This is a genomic window from Duganella sp. GW821-FHT07F09 (genome assembly GCF_059418705.1).
On the sequence record NZ_JBWKQJ010000008.1, the window covers coordinates 96,011 to 114,004 of the forward strand.

The window sequence follows — 17,994 nt, forward strand, 5'->3', positions numbered from 1 at the left end:
ACCCTTGAAATGTTAGCCACATCGCCAAAAAGCTCCCAGCCACAATTGAACAGGAACACGCGCGAAGTGTCATTATGGTAAGCAATATTTACTTCCAATAATATCGTCCCGGGCTGAATTTGTCGTAGGGATTTCCCGACGCCCGCGACACCGAGGGGCGCCGGAAGCGCCAGCATCGGCACAACCCGGCGCGGCGCGGCTTATTTCTTCAGCTTCGTCATGCTACCTATGCGCTGTCCCTGCATCACAGAAATACAGTCGAGTACACCTGGCTGTAACAGCAGGATGTTGAGCGAGCCGCCGTAGGAGAAGTAACCCAGTTCCTGTCCCTTTTCGACTTTGACCGGGTCGCCTCCCGGAGGCACATAAGTATTGCTCACGACCGAAGGATGTATCGCGCTGATCGTGTTCAGCCCCACCGGAACCACCGCCACGTAGCCATAATCGACGGTCTCGATGATGAAATAGGCGCGGTGGAAGTCTTCAAAAATACTGAAGTCGGTATCGCTTTCACCAATATTGCCTTCCCCGAACCAGTGTTCTCCATCCATGATGCCGTTATAGATGCCCGGCACTTCCATGGCTTCGACTATATTTCCGCCGACCGGTGCGTGATAATGGTGGTAACTGGTCGGCATCAAGACGCAGGAAATGGCGGTGCCGCCCACAAAATTCTTCGCAAATTTCGAAGCGTTGAGCAACTGCGTCACATTCAACTCCCGCGTCTTGACCGGCAAGGTAGTCTTGAGTGTCAGGTTGGACTCGATGAAGTTGATCTCCGTATCGCCCGACGCCACCAAAATGGAATCGTCGTCCGGCGCGGACACCGGCCGGGGGTTGTAGCTGTCGCTGACGTTGAGCCTTCGAGTGAAGAATTCATTGAAAGTTTTGAATCCTCCTTCGGGAATGATGAAATCCTTATTCGGAAACGTGGCCATCCATTCTTTCAGGTAATCCTGATTGATGGACGCCGGTGTATCCATAAAGCGCCCACGTTCCTTGATAAATCTAACCGTCCAATTAAATATCTCCTTGGAATACTCCTTTCTATGCCCGCTCTTGCTCTGCAATTTATTCATGAAATAAAAAGCTTGCGGATTGTTGACATAGAAAAAAGTCAACGGGACGATGAACCCCAAGCCACTGGACGGCTGGGGCAAGAACGTGAACCACTTATCAAAATATTCAACGAAATCATCGACAGTCGTACCCGTCCACGGGTTCTCCTGCTGGATTCCCAGTTCCATAATGAAGGGGTCCAGGTTGGCAATCGCGGTGTTGTAAGCCGCTTCCACCACCGGATTGCTGACGAGCACCCGTAGCTCATTCATAATCTCCGTCATTTCCGGCGTATGCGCCGGATATACTCCATCTGGAAACATTGGAACCAGTGGATTTTTGGACGCCGCCTTGTCAATTTTCTGTTCCATAATTCGGTCATCTTTCAAGTGAGGAATTCATAGTTCGAGACGCAGAGAGACGCAAATACAAATTCAAAACAAGATGGTACAACGACATACCGCACAACATGGCACTGACAATTCCATCCGCGCCAAGACCTTTTTGAACATTGAGGCCGAGCGATTCAAACCCGCTCATGGTCATGCCCATACAGAGCAACATCAATAAGCAGGAGCCGAAACGGGACAATATATTCCTGTGAATTACCATCCGCAAACCAGAGTCGCCCGTGAACGGACCGGGGACTGTTTTCAGCTCCGCAGGAGCATGGGATCCCAAACAAATCCACAACAACATCGTCACGGTCGTGATCGGGAAAAATCTGTAATGAAACTCGATATGCCGTAATATTTGGGTGAAAAAATCGGCGTCCACGGATGTGCGGCACTGAGATAGCAGATAAATAGGGGAAAGGCGCCAAAAATCGAACAAGCAACCGATGCTGATTAAAGCGACACAGCCAATCAACGACCAGATAGCGGTTGTTCGCCGGCCAAGATGGAATAATAGCCATGCGGTCGTTACCAGGACGGTCCCGCTAATCGTGCCCCACAACCACGACGTTGGCGCTTGATGCGGCATGAGTGGCAGCAAGGTCGCTAGCCAGGAAAAGAAAAATAGCAGGGGTAGGTCCCTTCGCGTGACCGGGGACAGGCGGAAAGTCGATTCGAAATAAAATCGAGCACGCGAAGTTACCGCAGGATGCGGCCCCTGACGCAAGACGGTGGTATCTTCCCGCATAATTTTCACAATGCTCCCAATACCAAACAAGAATTCTTGCGATAGGATCAATTGAAAACAACTGTGCTAATCACGCAAACCGAAAGACATGCTTGCCATGCCTTTCGGTTCTGGTTACCGCAGGGATGACGTCTATTTCAAGCTCACCTTCAAGGCCTTTCGTTTAGGCGTCGTGGCTGCGGCGAGCGCGGAGACTGCCGCGGCCCCGGGATCGACTTGATGACCTACGATCTCAGCGCTAAAGGTCGTGTCCGGATGGGATACCACGCTAGTGGGCAGATGATGCAAGCTGAAATGCGCCTTGACATTCAGATGCGTCTGGCAGTTGGCGCAGCCCTGGATCGCATTTCTGCTCAATACCGACTGCACTCCGACCAGATGTTTCTGCCCGCCCACCGTGGCATATCCCGCGATCAGGAATGAGCCGTTGACAGCCGCCTTGTTTGCGCCAGTGACGGTCAACACCTGACTGCTATACCCCTCCCGTACACCCAGCATCTGCTGGTTGCCGGCGCCGGCAGGCGGCCAAGCCGCCTGATCAAGCGAGCCTATCGAATAGGTATAGCCCAACTGCTGTTCAATATTCACCACGTCATTGGACACATGGACTTTGCCATCCGCGTCGACAAATGGCATCAGTGGCGACTCCATCGTCAGCCACACATTGCCGGCAACTCCCGGCGTGGGTCCCTGGCTGTCGACGGAATTAGTACCGGGATACTGTGGGATGATGTCCAGCGCATCGACGTTGCCGGTTTTCTTTTGCCAGACCCAGAACATGCGGTCGACATTGGCGTGATGGAAGTAAAAGATGGGGTCCAGGCCGGCCGTGTCATTCTCCCCCATGTCGCCGTTGGCGCCGACGATGGGCGACGCATCGAAATCCTGAGCGGCGACGCTGGTAATATCCGCGCCCCCCACCGCCAAATGGATATCGTTATGGGGTTGTTCGAGAGGCACGGCTGGCGTCGCGCCTGGGTCCAGCAAATCATTGTAATTCTGGGCGGAGGTCGTATTCGAGAAAACCGTATAGTTTGGCGCATCCAGGCAGCTTTGATAAGCGCTATGAATACCAGCCTGTATTGACGGGTTTTTATTGACGTTATCTGGTTGAAGTTCGACGACTTTAAGATTGAGCCAGTTCACCACATTTTGGTTAAGTACGGTGACCGCTTGCTCCGAGTTCCACTGGTCGTTGTGCCGCTTTGTCGTGGCCAGGTCATCCGGGGTACCGACCAGGCCGGAATACGGGTAGCGAACCGTCGTATAGCCCGCATTTTTTGTGTATAGCCCCCCTGCTCCGCCTTCCTGATCGGTAGAAACGTTGTCCGTAATATTCACCGGAAAAGTGAATGAAAGGAGAGGATTCGGAATGGTATTGCCGTTACTATAGGTAAACGTATCCTTTGTCAGGCAGGATGGTATGCCATGCGCAAGCGAATAATCGTCCGTTTCATCCCAATATGGCAACATCACATTTTCGCATCCGGGGATGCTTTGCAATGCTGTTTCCAACCGCTTCAGATACATTCTGTGCCAAGTTGGAAACAGGACATTCCCGTGATTACACCAGCCACCCCACCATGCGCTGCTACCGTAGCCAGCTCCCCGGAAAGGTTCGCCGTGATAACCACCAATCACGAAGAATGAGTTCAGATCGGACGGTTCCAGCGCCTTGATACCAGCCCAGGCCGTCATCAAATCTTCCAGTGTTTTAGTGTCGCTCTTGTTCTCGAAGTTAGTCTGAATTTCAAATATAGAGCGACGAATGCCGATAGGTGCCTGTGCCATATTTTTCCTTGTGTTGGGACGTAGAAAAAACGGTGGAAACTTCACGCATTAATGTTACAGAAGCGGACAAACCAGAGTTACTTGCAGTTTAAAAAACGATCATCTTGCGGAATTTTCAATGATTGTATCTTCATGTTTTCGTCGAAAGACTCTCCAATACTCACAGTCGTTGAATATATACTTATCTTCCCGCCAACATAAAAAAAGCCGGCGCCCGAAGAGCGCCGGCTGGCTGGCTAGCTAAATATTAGTTAAGCGGCGGTGCTATTGCTGCGGCGGAGCACGACATGGGTTGCCTTCTCCGTTCCCGTGAACTCGACGCATTCATATCCCAGGGCCCGCAGGTCCGCGCCTTCGAACAGCCGCTCCCCCTGGCCCAGCAGGATCGGCGATATCGCGATATGCAGCTCATCGATGAGCTCCGCTTGCAGATACTGTCGAATCACATCTGCTCCGCCGCCGATGCGCACGTCCATGCCGTTCGCCGCGTCACGGGCGCGGTCGAGGGCCTCGTGTATGCCGCCAGTGACGAAGTGAAATGTCGTGCCGCCTTCCATCTGGATCGATGGCCGCGCGTGATGGGTCAAGACGAAGACCGGAACGTGATAAGGTGGATTGTCGCCCCACCAGCCCTTCCAGCTCATGTCTGGCCAGGGTCCGCGAACCGGTCCGAACATGTTCCGCCCGAGGATCCAGGCGCCGACGTTGTTAAATCCACGCGCGGCAAATTCGTCGTCGACGCCGGTCGTGCCGTCTCCCGCGCCGTGGACCGACTGGAACGTGCGCGTGGGGATGAACCACTGGTGCAGGTTCGTGCCACCCACGCCGAGCGGGTTGTTGAGATCTTGATCCGGACCCGCCGCATAGCCGTCGATAGAGATCGTAAAGCTTTCCACTCGCACTCGTGTCATTCTGATTCCTCCGTGTGAATTGATGCGCAACGTCCGATCAGAGCATCGATGTTGGCCGCGAACTCATCGGTCTGCATATAGTCGGCGTAACCGCGAAACGACAGGTTACGCCAACCCGCATTGGGCGAATCGCCACGGGGACGGCGCAGGCCGCCAAGGCCGCCCAGGTAGCGGTATTCGAACTGGCATGGACGTCCACCGCATGGCGCGCTTAAGAAACCAACTACAGCTTTTTACTCATGAAAATGCGGCTTATACCCTGATCGGATTCAATCTCGCCGAAACGTACCCACCCATTTTTTTCATAAAAGCCGGGCGCCTGGAAGCTGATTGTATAAAGCACGGCCGAACGACAACGCCGTTCGCGCGCCTCATCTTCGAATGCCTTCAGGATTTTCGTGCCGAGGCCAGAGCCACGCAGCGACGCCGGGAGGTGAAACAGATCCAGAAACGCCAGACCAAGAGAAGTCCGTCCGACGATACCGCCCAGCGCCTCGCCGCTGTCGGGATCTTTCACGATGACACTCAAGGGGCGCCGATCGCTCAATCCCGACGCCTGCAGATTGAATTCATCCAACCCTTCACCGATAGCGTCCTCGAACCGAGGATCGACGCTATCGCTTACAACTACGACACTCCGCTGCACAGTATTTTCTCCCGGCCCCACTGCAATTATTCCGTTTCAAATTTCTCTTTTACAAGCGGCAAGAACCGCTCGGGAACAAACCAGCGGGTGAACCCGCAAGCTCCGCAAACGACAACCCGGTACTTCCCGCCATGCAGGCTGCCGACGGGAAGCAGTTCGCCGGTTGCGCCTGAGGCAACCTCTTTTGAAAAATGCTCGTTGCCGCCGCATTCCGTGCAGGGCTTCCCAATTGCCATGTTTGATCTCCGTACTATTCGTTGGCCTGCTATTGGCGTTGAAACAATAAAGTGTACGATGGATATTGCATCAAAAGCAAGTCGACCAATGCCGACGCCGCTCATGTCATGTCCGTTCAATAGGTTTCTGCGGCACTTGTAGCTTTTCGCCTACTTGCGAGACAGTGATACGCTGATAGCTCAACACAACGCCGGAGGTTAGCATTCACCCTCAATCCAATTTCAAGGAGACGGCATGAGCAAAGACAATCATCAGCAATCCGTTGGCGGCCAAGGCGCCACGGACGGACTGAGCGGCAGCGAACATTCCGGCACCGAGGGTGCCGATAGCGGCCAAGGCATTAATAAAGGCGCCGAAAGAGGCCTGCACGGCCAAGGCGGCCAGCACTCCAACGGCATGGGCGACCAACATGGTGACGCCCCGCACGACGGCGACATGCCGCAAAGCGGCATGAACGGGACCGGCGGCGGAGCCGGCAACGCCACCAAAAAGGACGACAAATAAACCAGCCGACTCGCGAGTAATGCCGGCTGCAGGGGAACCGTCTGCTAAGTTACATTTAGCTCTACAGCGCCCGGTGGGATTGCGGCAAGGGCTATCTGGGAACGCTCTAGTCCGTCGGCTTCGTAGCGCAACAGAAACCTAGCCTGACCGCTACGTCGTCCAGCACGAAATCAGGCAATCAGTTAGGGCGCATTGGCTAGTGATCAAGGCGGCCCGTACGCCCGCTTCCGCCCCTCAGCTGCCCTTCGTCGTTGGTCTGACTGTAGCGGCCGTAGGCTTCATCCCCGGCATGACGCCTCACACCGGATGACTAGGCTTTCCTCATTAAGCCGAACGTGGCCTTGGCGCTAAAGTCTCTGCGTAATGACGTCTAGAACGCCATTGCCATTGAAGCAAATTCGATAATGGATGTAGTTGCTCGGTTCGACTTCTCGCGCTTTAGCCTGAACGGCGAGCCATGTCGAATTGATAATCTCAAACGAGGAATCGTCGCGGGGTGCTTGGTTCGTAAAATCTTCCCAGCGAAACGCAAGCACGTCGAAGAACTTCTTTTCGCACTCCTGCTCCTCCCAATCTCTGTAGCGGAGTAGTAAATCCCCAAATCGATACAGCAGCTCTACGTTCTCGGCGTCAGCCGCTGACACACCAATGTCAACGCCCTCAAGCTTTTCTACAATGGCGTCTATGGCCATATCGGTTCCTTATTGGTATGGCGCAATGTGGGGGCATTACCGTCACAGATTCTTTGCGTTCGAGGCGATGAGGGTCAGCTTTTGGCTGCGACAGCAGAAACGGCAGTCAATGGCAGTTCCGCTTTCTGGAGCTTTCCGCATCCCAGTTCTACAGACGCTGTCGCGCGTATCCAGCCATAGTGGGATTATCGCCTGCTTCAATTCGCCCTAGCGCCTCACGTGCTTCCTTGCCACCGATATCGGCGAGCGCCCATGTGACTTTTCTACCTAGGCCAAAGCTCTCATCATACGCCTGGTAAGGAAAGCTCTTTCCAGCTAAATTCTCAAGCGAAGGAATATCGTCTATCTCGCCATATTTTTGCAACAACGAAACCACATCTTCATGCTTGAAGTGCCAGTTCGCCATGCATAGTTCTCGCATCAAAGGAATAATGTCATCAACCGCATCGCTTTGAATGGCGGCATCAAATAATGCTTCAACTCTGGCTGCATCTTTGTGGGTTAAGGCCTCTCGTAAGCCTTCGGCGTAGCCAATTCCTTCAGTCAGGCTCAGAAAGACCTTCGAAATAGTCGATATAAGTTTCATACTGCATCAATAGAGAATTCTCTTGTGAGCGTCTGCATCTGGCCGTTATCGGCTAGGCCTCAAGCAGCCAGTTTTTTGGACGCACGAAGCCAATAACGTTCGCCGACATCTGTTCGAAAAAGTGGCGGAACACCTCTGCATTTTCGACCTGCTGGCGCTTTGCCACGTAGCTGAAAGGCGGCACGGAAACCAAGTGGTAGTCAGCAGTCTCTGCCCGTGCCATAGTCAAAAATGTTCCGTCTGCGTCGCTTGCGATGCACCATTTCAATTGAGTGCACGCACCGAGAAGCAGTCCGAACGCAAAACCTAAGCCCGATATCGCCACGTCATCTGTCGCGCGGCCAAATTCTTTGTCCTGGCGCCACCGAGCCCTCAGAAAATCCACATAGATTGGAGTAATTGGAAAAGCGCTGGCGACGTCAACGTGAGGGGTATATCGAGCATTCAGCGCGAGTAAACTCGGCAGATTTTCGGTCCGCAGACGGTCGAACTCTCCTGCATCGAGCTGGCGGTCAATCGTGAATCTGTACGCATCTGAATTCATGGGTAAGTAACTCAGTTCAATTAATAAAGACGTCTGCTGTTGGCCGGATGCCGCCTGGATGGTTAGGATAGCATCTTGCCTGCATGAAAAGTTCACCATTTGTCACGTCAGGCTGAAGTCGCACCTTTGCGGCCGGTAGTCAGTACCAGGAGCCGACTGTGCTAACGCCCCATAGCCGCCGGTCGTTAAAATTAATTCTCAGGACCTAATCTTACCCACATAATCTACGTACTTATCTTTTCCATCAACGCGGAAGAAGAGATTACAAGCATAGCCGGAAGCATTAGACATTTCCAAAACAACACGTACCGCCTTTTTCCTCGCTTTTGTTGCATCCCGAATGGAATAGTAAAGGGATTTTTTGCGTTCTATCTCAACTTCATTCTCATTAAGTGTTTGGGGCATTCGTACGATATAGTTCCCCTTGCATTTGAGTGGCAATGTCAAAAATTTCGACGGAACAAATACTTCGAATTGTCCATATTTGAAGTTATCAGAAGTGTCGTCTAGTCGGTCACGATTCTTAATATCTTTCGGAAGCAAAATATTACTCTCTGAGAGCAAAAACTCAAAATGTTGAAACACTACCCCTTTATTCACAATTGTATGAATTTTGGGAGCTGCGCCGTATGAAAAATTTGACGCAAAAAGAGCTACTAACAAGGCCGCGCACCTTGGTTTGAGATGTTTCATCATGGCTCTACAATATCTCTCTTTTGGGTATTGGTCTGGTAGAAGAATGACTTATCCGCAGCTGGCTAAATGTGAATCGAGCCACGCTGGGCGCTGCGCGGAGCAATAGGAACCTCAAGTTCGCAACGGGATTGGCCGAACAACCTCAAGATATCTTCGCCAATCAATTTACCATTGCATTTAACTAAACTAGGTGCCCGAAAACTTGTCTCATTGGATGGAATTAACAACAGCCAGGAATTACACTCCGGGTCAAGGTAAAGAATATCACTGGGCTCTGAGTCGATTGCACGAATGTAGACTTTAGGCTTAGGTAGTATTTCAACATTCCCTGAATCCGGTCAACATCTGATACTTCTTGCTCATCAATCGACGCGGACAAGCTGCGGCCTTTATGCGGGCTTCCCGTTCAAGGTAGTGAGGTGGGTCTCGAACGGCGGCTTCTGGCCGATGGCCGCCTGGTTATTTATTGTCCTCCGTAGAGGATTTCTTACTTGAATCAACCCAATCTGGACGGAGCCCTTTGGTGAATCCCTCTCTGACTATGGTTAGCGAATAATCATCGCCCATATCTGCTTCAATTTCACCAATGCAGCCCCAACAGTCTCCACCACAGCCAAGCGAAAGCGGGTCGTCTTGCTCGTCCAGCTTTCGACCGCATATACCACACACAGTGCCCATCATCAGATCCTTTCGGACTAACTAGCTAATTCTCTACTTGGCGAGCAGCAGCCGCTGGCCGATTGCATCTATGCCGTAGTGCTCGCATGATAAGCGGACATATATCGAGCGAGATAATCCGACAGGTCATTCTCCGAGATTGAAAGGTGCTTAATCGGAATCGAGAAGAAGCTTGGGTCTCCACGACGCTCCCTTGCTCTACCGAGTATGCGTTTAATTCTTGGTTGCCGTTGAAGGTACTGGTGTGGCTGATTCAAAATGACGAACAACAGCCGTTGTCGCTCTGCTTCCCCAAAATGCAACTCGCGGATGTCGCACCAACGAGCGTAGCCACTTCCAAGGAGAGTTGCATTGTCGAAGATACCCGTTTCATCTATGACTAAGGCCGGCGAAGAACTAAAGAGTCTTGGCAAAACGAAGGCTGTAATCAATGCCCCAACGAACAGCAATGTAACTCCCAGCACACGAACCAGTGCTTGCGAACGGCCTTCCGCTGCCAAAAGGGAGCCTTCGACGGTAAGTGCCCAGATTCCCAGCGGGATAAGGATTGCCAACAAGCCTATCAGCGCTCCGGCGAGCCGCGCCTTGCGCAAACGAATATTGAGAGGTTCCATTTTTGAATGTGACTGCACATATGTTTTATGTTGACCGACTGCTTTTGGCCGAACGCCGCCTTATTTTGCATCGTCAGATAAAAGATTCTTCACTTGGATTGCCTTGTTCGAGCTCACCGAAAACAAAAGTGACCTTTGCTCCCTTCATGAACGGCAAAGTGCACAGGTCCTGCCTTATAAACGCAAAAAGCTCCTTTGAAGACGCGCCAGCAAAGACGCCTTCAGCGTCACCGCCATCAATCGCCATATCATCACCGAGATACTCTCCTATCCCAGATTCAGCCATTGAAATACGGCATTTAGAGATAAACTCTGAGTATGGAATGATGTCGCGAATTCCGTGCCTAAAGTAGATAACGAGATGCTCCACAGCAAATCCTTCTTATGTTTGTGAGAGGCTGCTCTTAGCCGAACACGGCCCGTTGCGCTGCTAGGATAGCAGCTTGCCCATCTGCAAAACTCACGAATTCTCACATCAGGCTGAAGCCGCCCCAAACCGGACTAAAACGACAAAGGCGTCACAGTAACCTCGTGACAGGAGGACGCGCCCCTCCCCTTGGCCACCAGTACGGTGCCGGAAAATTGGCTGTCGCGGGCCAAGGTATCGGCGACCTGAGATGAGACAGGCGGTCCACATTCTGCGCCATCGCGACGACGCAAATCAACGAAAGGCCAGGACCTGCGATAAGGAGTACTAAAACTCAGCATCTAAAACTCCTCATCCTATGTCTGCTTGGCGCGCTACGCGTGAAATTTATGATGCCATGGATGTAGAACGCGTATCGAGCATTTCCGAACTGGAAAGCGTACAGCCACGCCCCTGCGACTTGGCCTTGTACAGGGCGACGTCGGCACGCTGAAGCATCCGCTCTATGGTGTCTGTGCTGTCCATGCGCATCGCGATGCCGCCGCTGTAAGAGAGTTCAAAACCAAGTTCGTTGATCGAGTGCAGCGCAAGCCACTGCCGCAGGCGTTCGTCGTAAGCGATGATCGAAGCGAAGTCGGCACCGTTGAGTAGCACGCAAAATTCCTCGCCGCCGTAACGGCAGAACAGATCTCCAACACGGCTCACAGCCCGTAAGCCAGCGACGAAAACTTGCAACGCCCTGTCGCCACCCGCATGGCCGTGCTTGTCGTTGATTTGCTTGAAATAGTCGAGGTCAAGCATCAACACGCCGAGCGGCTGCTTGTATCGCACACTGCTGGCCAGGTCGATCTCGGACTTCACCACCCAAGCGCGGCGATTCAAAGCGCCTGTCAAACCGTCCAGCGTAGCCAACCGTTCCAGTTCCCGGGCTGCCTCGTCGCGGTGCGCAAGGAGAATGGCCACCACCGACATCATCATCATTGAGTTCGATGACAAGGCAAACACTCGGTTGATCAGGTACGGCCCAAAAAAATTCGGAAACTCGGCAGTGTAGAACGCACCCAGCACGCCGCGGCAGGCAAGTACTACCATCTGAACCGTAAGGCATATGATTAACAGCCAACGCCAGCGTCCGACTGCCACCTGTGGCGCACGGCACAGCGAAACTATTATGGCCGCAAACTGCAATGCCAGCAGGCCGTTCGCCCAGCCTACCCTGAACCGATAGTCGGAAAAACCGATGCTGTAGCCGACTGTCATCAGCACGGCGATGGCGGCGGGGGCGCGGGCGCTTGCCTCACGACCGTACCACAATTGAAAGGCCATGGCGTTGAATACCATGCCGCCCGAGACGCTGCCCATTGCCATCGTTGACAATAAGTGGTCGGCCCATCCGCCCCGTTCAAAGGTGCTTGACCACAGCAGGAAAACCCAACCCACCGTTTGCAGGATGATCCCGGCTTGGGCATATCGCGCAGCACGGTTCACCCGACCCATGAAATAGGGCAGCGCCACGGCCATGATCGACAGGTTGAGCGTCATGCCAAAGAACAGGGTCGATACGTCGGTTATAGCCACTACTCACACTTTCAAAATAACCCAAAGGGCCGCCTTATCCCAGTAATCCCGTATGATTTGAGGCGGCGGCCATATGGCCGGGCTCGTGTAGAAATGGTGGACCTGACCCCGGATTGGACTACGGCTTGCTGTTCAACTCCACCTTCGCGCTGCCGAGCCCCTCGCTGGTGGCGGTGACGACGATCTTGCCACCCTGCCCCGCCCGCGTGCGCACGATCGCCAGCGCCAGGCCGTTGAACGCGGGCCGCTCCGGCGATTGGAACGATACATGGCTGGTCGCGTCGCCGTTGTCGGTGGCCACCAGCTCGGCCGGCCCGCTGACGGTGAACTTGACCTTGTTGTGCGAGCGCGGCACCGCCAGTCCGTCCTTGTCGGCGATTGTCAACGTTACGAACGACAAGTCCTTGCCGTCGGCGCTCAGGGCGCTGCGGTCGGCGGACAACTTAAGCTTGGCCGCCGCGCCGGTGGTGCGAACCGTGTCCTCAGCCCACTGCTTGCCCTGCTTGTACACCACCGCGCGCAACGTGCCCGGCTTGTACACCACATCATCCCAACGCAGACGATAGTCGCGCGGGCCGCGCTTCTTGCGTCCCAGCGACTGGCCGTTGAGGAACAACTCCGCCTCGTCGCCCGACGTGTACAGATGCACCGGCGTCACCTGCCCCACCCGCTCCGGCCAGTTCCAATGCGGCAGCAGATGCGCCATCGGCAGCTCGGGCCGCCAGCGCGCCTGGTACAGATAGAACCGGTCCTTTTTGAAACCGGCCAGGTCGACGATGCCGAAGTACGAGCTGCGCGACGGCATCCTGATCTTGCGAAGCTCGGCCAACTCCTTGGCGGCCTGCTGCTGCTGCGCCGGATCGGTGAAGTTGAAGACATTGGTGGCGTCGTCGTTGTACGGCGTCGGCTCGCCCAGGTAGTCGAAACCGGTCCAGACGAACTCGCCGGCGACGAAGGGGTTGTTGTCGATCCCGGCGAATTCGACGTCCGGCGACCAGGCCCAAGGCGGCGCCGTCAAGTCGTAGCTGCTGACCTGGAAGTTGAACGCGCCCTTGGTTTTGTCGTCGCTGACGGGGAAGAAGTACTCGCCGCGCGAGCTGACGGTGGACGACGTTTCGCTGCCGTACAGCGGCAGGTAAGGCGCGCTCTGATGCAGCCGGCCATACTCGGCCGGCTTGTAGTTGTAGCCGAACACGTCGATGGCGGTCTGGAAGCCGTCATAGCCGGAGTTGATCTTGTTGAAACCGGCCGTGGTCGGACGCGAACGGTCCTCGCTGCGCACGATGTCGGCCAGGTGGACGGCTACCTTCCAGCCTTCCGGCTGGCCCTGCTCCATGATCTCGTTGCCGATGCTCCAGGCGATCACGCTCGGATGGTTGCGGTCGCGCTGCACCATCGCGCGCAAGTCTTTTTCGTGCCAGGCGTCGTACAGCGTGGCGTAGTCGTTCTTAGTCTTGGGAATGCGCCAGGCGTCGAAGGCCTCGACGATGATCAGCATGCCCATGCGGTCGGCCAGTTCCAGCAGCTCGGGCGCCGGCGGGTTGTGCGTGGTGCGGATGGCGTTGACGCCCATTTCCTGCAGAATTTCGAACTGGCGCTCCAGCGCGCGCACGTTCAGCGCCGCGCCCAGCGCGCCCAGGTCGTGGTGCTGGCTGACGCCTTGCAGCATCACGCGCTCGCCATTGAGCAGGAAGCCGCGCGCCGCGTCGAAGGCGATGGTGCGCACGCCGAACGGGGTTTCGACCACGTCGACCACCTGGTCCTTGGCGGTCACCGTGGTGACGGCCACATAGCGCTTGGGCGTGCGCAAGCTCCACAATTGCGGACGCGCCAGTTGCAGCGACTGCGTCAAGATCGCCTGCTTGCCGGCCACGATCTTGGCGGCGGCGGACACAGCGGTCTGCGCCAGCGCCGCGCCGGTGCGGCGGCCGACCGCGTCCAGCGCGTAGACGGCGGTGCTGACCTTGGCCTCGGCATCGGCGCCCTGGTTGTCCAGGGTGGCGCGGATCTCGACGGTGGCGGCATCGGCGGTCACCGTCGGCGTCAGCACGAAGATGCCGTTGTTGGCCACATGCAGCGGCGTCGTCTTGACCAGCCAGACGTTGCGGTAAATACCGCCGCCCGGATACCAGCGCGACGACTCCGGCGGATTGTCGATGCGGACCGCCAGCACGTTTTGCGCGCCCGGCTTCAGATAGGGGGTTAGCTCCAGGCGGAACGACGAGTAGCCATAGGGCCAGCCGCCGACCTTCTGCCCGTTGAGAAAGACCGTGGCGTGCGACATCGCGCCGTCGATATCGATGAACACCCGGCGCCCGGCGTCGCTGGCCGGCGCCGCGAAGTGCTTGCGGTACCACGCCACGCCCCACCACGGCAGCTTGCCGGTCTCGCCCTCGTACTCTTGCTTGAACGGGCCTTCGATGCCGAAGTCGTGCGGCAGATCGAGTTTGCGCCAGCGGCTGTCGTCGAACGCCGCGTCGCCGACGGCCCCCGGCGGCTCGCCCTTGATAAAGCGCCAGTCGGCATTGAAGGAAATCCGCTCGCGCACGGCGCGCTCGTCCGCGTGGGCGGGAGCGTTCAGGCTGAGGGCGACGGCGGCGAGCATCAACAGGTGGCGTAAATATCTCATAGGGTCCGTTTGAAAGAGTCGATGGATAACAGCGTGGTGCCGGGGCGGGGTAAAACTCACTTATTTGTTCAACAGCGTCAGCGATAACTCCCAGTCCGCCCGCCAGGCATACAGAAAATCATGCGTGGCGAACGCCTTCTTCAGGCGGGGAACGGGAACGCGGTACACCTCGTTCAAGCCCAGCGCCAGGGTCACGGGATTCCACAGGGTGTTGTGCTTGTTCTTCTTGCCCTTGCCGCCGCTGCCTTTGACGCGGGCGCCATCGTCGCCGAAGATACCGATGCCGTCTTCGAGCGATTGCGCCAGATCGAGCCTGGCCAGGCCGTCGAAGGCGGCCAGGATCTCGTCGCGGCCGATGCCGTCCTGCGATTCCTTCACGCCTTCGGCCTTGACGGGTTGCGGTTGGGCTTCGCGTTTGAGCCGCGCGGCCAACTGCTCCAGATCCTTCTTCTGAAAGCGCAGCTCGTGCAGCGCACGCCGGAAACCGGGTGGCGGCAGCTTGGCGACGATCTTGTAGGCATCCTTGGTGATGGTGATGAGCACGTCCTCGCTGCCGGCGGCCAGGCGCGCGGTATCGCCCTCGAAGAAGATCGGCGCCGCGTAGCCGCCGTTGGCGTCGCCGAACAACTCGGGATAGGCGGCGTCGTAATCGAGCCAGACATACGGCGTGGCGCCGCTCTCGATCAGGCGCGCCAAGGTCCAGGGCGCGCCGCCCACGCCCTGCCGCGCGAGCCACTCGCAGGCTTGTTCGGTGGTGGCGCGGAACGGTAATGTCTGGGGGGAAGACGTCATTGAGTTGGCCTGGCGCTATTTTTGGCTTAATGGAAACGTTTTAATTATAGAGCAGCCAGAGAAACATTAATCGTTTTCCTTCCGCCGCCGGCCGCGCCGCCAGGCCGTGATCGGCTTTAGCGCTCCAGATTCCACACCAGTTTGAGCATCGCGCGGGTCTGGCCGGGCAGCGTGTCGCGCCGCTCGCCCGTATAGCCCAGACGGTCGAGCGAGAAGATCAGTTCCCGGTCCGCCGCCCACAGCCAGCGCACGCGCGCGCTCACGCCCAGCTCCTGCGAGACGTTATCCCACTGCAACAGCAGGCTTTCGGCCATGCGCGTGCTGGGCGTGTGATCCAGGCGCAAGGTGGCCATGCGCACGGTGAAGCGGCCGGACGGCAGGCGGATGGCGTTGCGCGTCAATCCCGCGCGCCAGCCCCAGCGCGCGTCCGGCTTCCACGCCAGCGACACGCTCTGGTCCTGGCGGTGTCCGTCGTAGTAGCCGCCGCCGCGCACGTCCGCCGACGCCGACAACGGTCGCGAAGGGGACGTCTCGACATAACCATACAGATAGCGCCAACTATAACTGCCCGGCTGGATGACCACGCCCGGCACCGGGCTGTACGCGGCGGCCAGCCGGTCGGTCTCGTAAAACACCTCGGCCAGCGCGGTGTCGCCGGCCGCCGCCGTGTAGGCGATCTCCGGGTTAAGCATGACCGAACGCTCGCCGCCGTCCTGTTTGCGGCGGAAATTCCAGTCCATGCCCGGGATGATGCTTTCGCCGGCGCCGGTGCGGTGCCACCAGCCAAGCGTGCCTTCGCCGCGCGTCACGCCGGACTCGGCCAGATAGCCAAGCGCCGGGTCGAAGTTGGCGCCGATGCGTTGCAGCTCCGCCGCCCCGTTCAGGCCGACATTCGGATAGTTAACGCTGGCGCCCCAGGCGCGGCCGGTGCCCGGGCCCGCGTTGCGCGACTCCAGCGCCCACGCGTGCGCCTCCAGCGTCTTGCCGCCCCCCACGCCGCCCGGCGGCGTCCAGTCGCTGTCGCGGAACTGGTAGTCGACGCCGTGCGTGCCGCTGCCGCCCGTGCCCTCGGCGTTGCCGCGCGTAAGCATCATGCCGACCCGGTGGCGGCTGTCGAGCGGACGCGCCAGGCGCACCACCGCCACGTCCGCGGCCCGTTGATCCGGCTGGTCCGGCGCTGTCGCGCCGCCAGCCACGCGCGCGCCCAGCAGGCCGAAGTCGGCGCCGGCCACCTGGCCGGAGAACTTCAGGCCGGCGTCCAGGCTGCGTCCGCGTCCGGTGGCGTCCAGTCCCACCCGGCGCGAGTAGTACGGCACCACGGCGCCGTCGACCAGGCCGCCGAAGGTGTAGCGGCCGGCGTCGTGCAGGAAGAATTCCCGCTTCTCGGGCCGGAACAGCTCGAAGCGCGTCAGGTTGACGGCGCGCTCGTCGGCCTCGGCCTCGCCGAAATCGATGTTGAGCGCGGCCGTGGTGCGCAGGCCGCCTTCGCTTTCGTGGAACAGTTCCAGTCCCGGCTCCAGGCGCCGCCGCGTGCGGCCCGTGCCCGAGGCGGCCGACGATTCGGCAGTGGCGCGCAGCGAGCCCTTCATGCGCAGGCCCCAGCCGTCCCCGGCGGCGACGATGGCCGGCATCGGCAGCGCGTCGCCCAGCGAGTAGACCTCTTTATCGGGCTGGATGCCGGCCAGGCGCACGCGCTCGCTGCCGCGCGGCATCCACCGCTCGGCGTTGACGCGCCAGTGGCGCAGCGCGCCCGCGCCCACCGGGCGGCCACGGCCGAATACCGATAGCGGAATCGTGATGTCGGCGCTCCAGCCGTCGACCTCGATGCGCGCCTCGCTGCGCCACAAGGCGTCCCAGTCGAAACGCATGCGGCCGCCGTCGAAGATCAGGGCGTCGAACTGCGCGCCGTTGGGGTTGACGGCGAACAGGTAGCCGTTGCGGCCGTCGCCCTCCGGATCGAACACCAAGGTGACCCGGTCCTCCTGCAGCATACCCTCGACGTCGCGGCGCATCTGCTGGGCCACAATACTTGATGGGATGGAGTCGTAGGCGCGCACGCGGATGTACAGGGACTTGGCGTCGTGCGCCAGGCGCAGTTCGGTGCGCCGGCTCGGCGCGGCCCCGGCGACCGGCGCCACCTGCACGAAGCCGTCGATGAGCGTCGCGCCGTCCAGCGCGGAAGCGCCGCCTCCCCCGCCCGCCGCCGGCAGCGACAGCGCGGCCGGCAACGCCTCGACCGCGGCCGAAGCGATCGACGAAACAGCGGCCGACGGCACGGCGGCCAGCGCCGCCACGAACCGGGCGGCGCTGGCCAGACCACGGCGCGTCATGCGACTGCGGAGAGGTCGAGCGACGGCGCGCCGACGGGCGCGCCGCCGATCAGAACAATGGAAGTTTCGTTTTCGCGGTCAAAACAACTGGTCGTCATGCGCATCCTGGTGCCGTGAATGAACGCGACCTCTCGCGGTGCCGGCTTGTGTTCCGGCATGCTGGTCGCTCTTATTCAAGACGCGACAGCGGGTGATTT

Annotated in this window: 18 protein-coding genes; 1 reads left to right on the forward strand and 17 read right to left on the reverse strand. The window is 57.8% G+C overall.

What is annotated here, in order from left to right:
* Positions 1-200: 200 nt before the first annotated feature.
* From AC07P1_RS21295 to AC07P1_RS21320, 6 genes are all read right to left on the reverse strand, one after another.
* Positions 201-1,430: a phosphatidylserine decarboxylase gene (locus tag AC07P1_RS21295; protein WP_494697703.1), complete on the reverse strand. Its 1,230-nt coding sequence runs from the start codon at positions 1,428-1,430 to the stop codon at positions 201-203.
* Between the two features lie 155 nt (positions 1,431-1,585).
* The gene (locus tag AC07P1_RS21300; RefSeq protein WP_494697704.1) at positions 1,586-1,975 is read right to left on the reverse strand and encodes a hypothetical protein; all 390 of its coding nucleotides are present in this window, start codon (positions 1,973-1,975) and stop codon (positions 1,586-1,588) included.
* 359 nt (positions 1,976-2,334) lie between these two features.
* Positions 2,335-3,993 carry a tyrosinase family protein gene (locus tag AC07P1_RS21305; RefSeq protein WP_494697705.1) on the reverse strand — a complete coding sequence of 553 codons (1,659 nt, stop codon included), beginning with the start codon at positions 3,991-3,993 and terminating at the stop codon, positions 2,335-2,337.
* Between the two features lie 251 nt (positions 3,994-4,244).
* Positions 4,245-4,904, reverse strand: a complete 660-nt coding sequence (locus tag AC07P1_RS21310; protein ID WP_494697706.1) for a dihydrofolate reductase family protein — start codon at positions 4,902-4,904, stop codon at positions 4,245-4,247.
* A gap of 223 nt (positions 4,905-5,127) precedes the next feature.
* Positions 5,128-5,550, reverse strand: coding sequence for a GNAT family N-acetyltransferase (locus tag AC07P1_RS21315; RefSeq protein ID WP_494697707.1), 423 nt, complete (start codon positions 5,548-5,550; stop codon positions 5,128-5,130).
* A gap of 26 nt (positions 5,551-5,576) precedes the next feature.
* Complete coding sequence (locus tag AC07P1_RS21320) at positions 5,577-5,891, reverse strand: hypothetical protein (RefSeq protein ID WP_494697708.1); 315 nt, start codon at positions 5,889-5,891, stop codon at positions 5,577-5,579.
* Positions 5,892-6,021: 130 nt separating this feature from the next.
* Here AC07P1_RS21320 and AC07P1_RS21325 point away from each other — a divergent pair, with 130 nt between their 5' ends.
* Positions 6,022-6,291 (forward strand): hypothetical protein, encoded by a 270-nt coding sequence (locus AC07P1_RS21325; RefSeq protein ID WP_494697709.1) that lies wholly within the window; start codon positions 6,022-6,024, stop codon positions 6,289-6,291.
* A 347-nt stretch (positions 6,292-6,638) separates the two neighbouring features.
* Here AC07P1_RS21325 and AC07P1_RS21330 read toward each other — a convergent pair whose 3' ends face one another.
* The 11 genes from AC07P1_RS21330 to AC07P1_RS21380 form a co-directional block, all read right to left on the reverse strand.
* Positions 6,639-6,983, reverse strand: a complete 345-nt coding sequence (locus tag AC07P1_RS21330) for a hypothetical protein (protein ID WP_494697710.1) — start codon at positions 6,981-6,983, stop codon at positions 6,639-6,641.
* A gap of 148 nt (positions 6,984-7,131) precedes the next feature.
* A complete protein-coding gene (locus AC07P1_RS21335; protein WP_494697711.1) occupies positions 7,132-7,569 on the reverse strand; it encodes a hypothetical protein in 438 nt (145 codons plus the stop codon).
* Between the two features lie 52 nt (positions 7,570-7,621).
* Positions 7,622-8,212: a hypothetical protein gene (locus AC07P1_RS21340; RefSeq protein WP_494697712.1), complete on the reverse strand. Its 591-nt coding sequence runs from the start codon at positions 8,210-8,212 to the stop codon at positions 7,622-7,624.
* 99 nt (positions 8,213-8,311) lie between these two features.
* Complete coding sequence (locus AC07P1_RS21345) at positions 8,312-8,806, reverse strand: hypothetical protein (RefSeq protein WP_494697713.1); 495 nt, start codon at positions 8,804-8,806, stop codon at positions 8,312-8,314.
* 749 nt (positions 8,807-9,555) lie between these two features.
* A complete protein-coding gene (locus tag AC07P1_RS21350) occupies positions 9,556-10,101 on the reverse strand; it encodes an STM3941 family protein (protein WP_494697714.1) in 546 nt (181 codons plus the stop codon).
* A gap of 73 nt (positions 10,102-10,174) precedes the next feature.
* Positions 10,175-10,471, reverse strand: coding sequence for a hypothetical protein (locus AC07P1_RS21355; protein ID WP_494697715.1), 297 nt, complete (start codon positions 10,469-10,471; stop codon positions 10,175-10,177).
* 384 nt (positions 10,472-10,855) lie between these two features.
* On the reverse strand, positions 10,856-12,046 hold the full coding sequence (locus tag AC07P1_RS21360; protein WP_494697716.1) for a GGDEF domain-containing protein: 1,191 nt from the start codon (positions 12,044-12,046) through the stop codon (positions 10,856-10,858).
* Positions 12,047-12,164: 118 nt separating this feature from the next.
* Positions 12,165-14,675: a beta-galactosidase GalB gene (galB, locus tag AC07P1_RS21365; protein ID WP_494697717.1), complete on the reverse strand. Its 2,511-nt coding sequence runs from the start codon at positions 14,673-14,675 to the stop codon at positions 12,165-12,167.
* Positions 14,676-14,735: 60 nt separating this feature from the next.
* Positions 14,736-15,467, reverse strand: a complete 732-nt coding sequence (locus AC07P1_RS21370) for a hypothetical protein (RefSeq protein WP_494697718.1) — start codon at positions 15,465-15,467, stop codon at positions 14,736-14,738.
* Positions 15,468-15,583: 116 nt separating this feature from the next.
* The gene (locus tag AC07P1_RS21375) at positions 15,584-17,797 is read right to left on the reverse strand and encodes a carbohydrate binding family 9 domain-containing protein (RefSeq protein WP_494697719.1); all 2,214 of its coding nucleotides are present in this window, start codon (positions 17,795-17,797) and stop codon (positions 15,584-15,586) included.
* Positions 17,794-17,955 carry a hypothetical protein gene (locus tag AC07P1_RS21380; protein WP_494697720.1) on the reverse strand — a complete coding sequence of 54 codons (162 nt, stop codon included), beginning with the start codon at positions 17,953-17,955 and terminating at the stop codon, positions 17,794-17,796. Before AC07P1_RS21380 ends, AC07P1_RS21375 begins: the two co-directional genes overlap by 4 nt.
* Positions 17,956-17,994: the final 39 nt, after the last annotated feature.

Coding starts and splice junctions, on each gene's coding strand:
- AC07P1_RS21295 (WP_494697703.1), bottom strand. CDS start 1,430: ATGGAACAGAAAATTGACAAGGCGGCGTCCAAAAATCCACTGGTTCCA.
- AC07P1_RS21300 (WP_494697704.1), bottom strand. CDS start 1,975: ATGGCTATTATTCCATCTTGGCCGGCGAACAACCGCTATCTGGTCGTT.
- AC07P1_RS21305 (WP_494697705.1), bottom strand. CDS start 3,993: ATGGCACAGGCACCTATCGGCATTCGTCGCTCTATATTTGAAATTCAG.
- AC07P1_RS21310 (WP_494697706.1), bottom strand. CDS start 4,904: ATGACACGAGTGCGAGTGGAAAGCTTTACGATCTCTATCGACGGCTAT.
- AC07P1_RS21320 (WP_494697708.1), bottom strand. CDS start 5,891: ATGAGCGGCGTCGGCATTGGTCGACTTGCTTTTGATGCAATATCCATC.
- AC07P1_RS21325 (WP_494697709.1), top strand. CDS start 6,022: ATGAGCAAAGACAATCATCAGCAATCCGTTGGCGGCCAAGGCGCCACG.
- AC07P1_RS21330 (WP_494697710.1), bottom strand. CDS start 6,983: ATGGCCATAGACGCCATTGTAGAAAAGCTTGAGGGCGTTGACATTGGT.
- AC07P1_RS21335 (WP_494697711.1), bottom strand. CDS start 7,569: ATGAAACTTATATCGACTATTTCGAAGGTCTTTCTGAGCCTGACTGAA.
- AC07P1_RS21340 (WP_494697712.1), bottom strand. CDS start 8,212: ATGGTGAACTTTTCATGCAGGCAAGATGCTATCCTAACCATCCAGGCG.
- AC07P1_RS21345 (WP_494697713.1), bottom strand. CDS start 8,806: ATGAAACATCTCAAACCAAGGTGCGCGGCCTTGTTAGTAGCTCTTTTT.
- AC07P1_RS21350 (WP_494697714.1), bottom strand. CDS start 10,101: ATGGAACCTCTCAATATTCGTTTGCGCAAGGCGCGGCTCGCCGGAGCG.
- galB (WP_494697717.1), bottom strand. CDS start 14,675: ATGAGATATTTACGCCACCTGTTGATGCTCGCCGCCGTCGCCCTCAGC.
- AC07P1_RS21370 (WP_494697718.1), bottom strand. CDS start 15,467: ATGACGTCTTCCCCCCAGACATTACCGTTCCGCGCCACCACCGAACAA.
- AC07P1_RS21375 (WP_494697719.1), bottom strand. CDS start 17,797: ATGACGCGCCGTGGTCTGGCCAGCGCCGCCCGGTTCGTGGCGGCGCTG.
- AC07P1_RS21380 (WP_494697720.1), bottom strand. CDS start 17,955: ATGCCGGAACACAAGCCGGCACCGCGAGAGGTCGCGTTCATTCACGGC.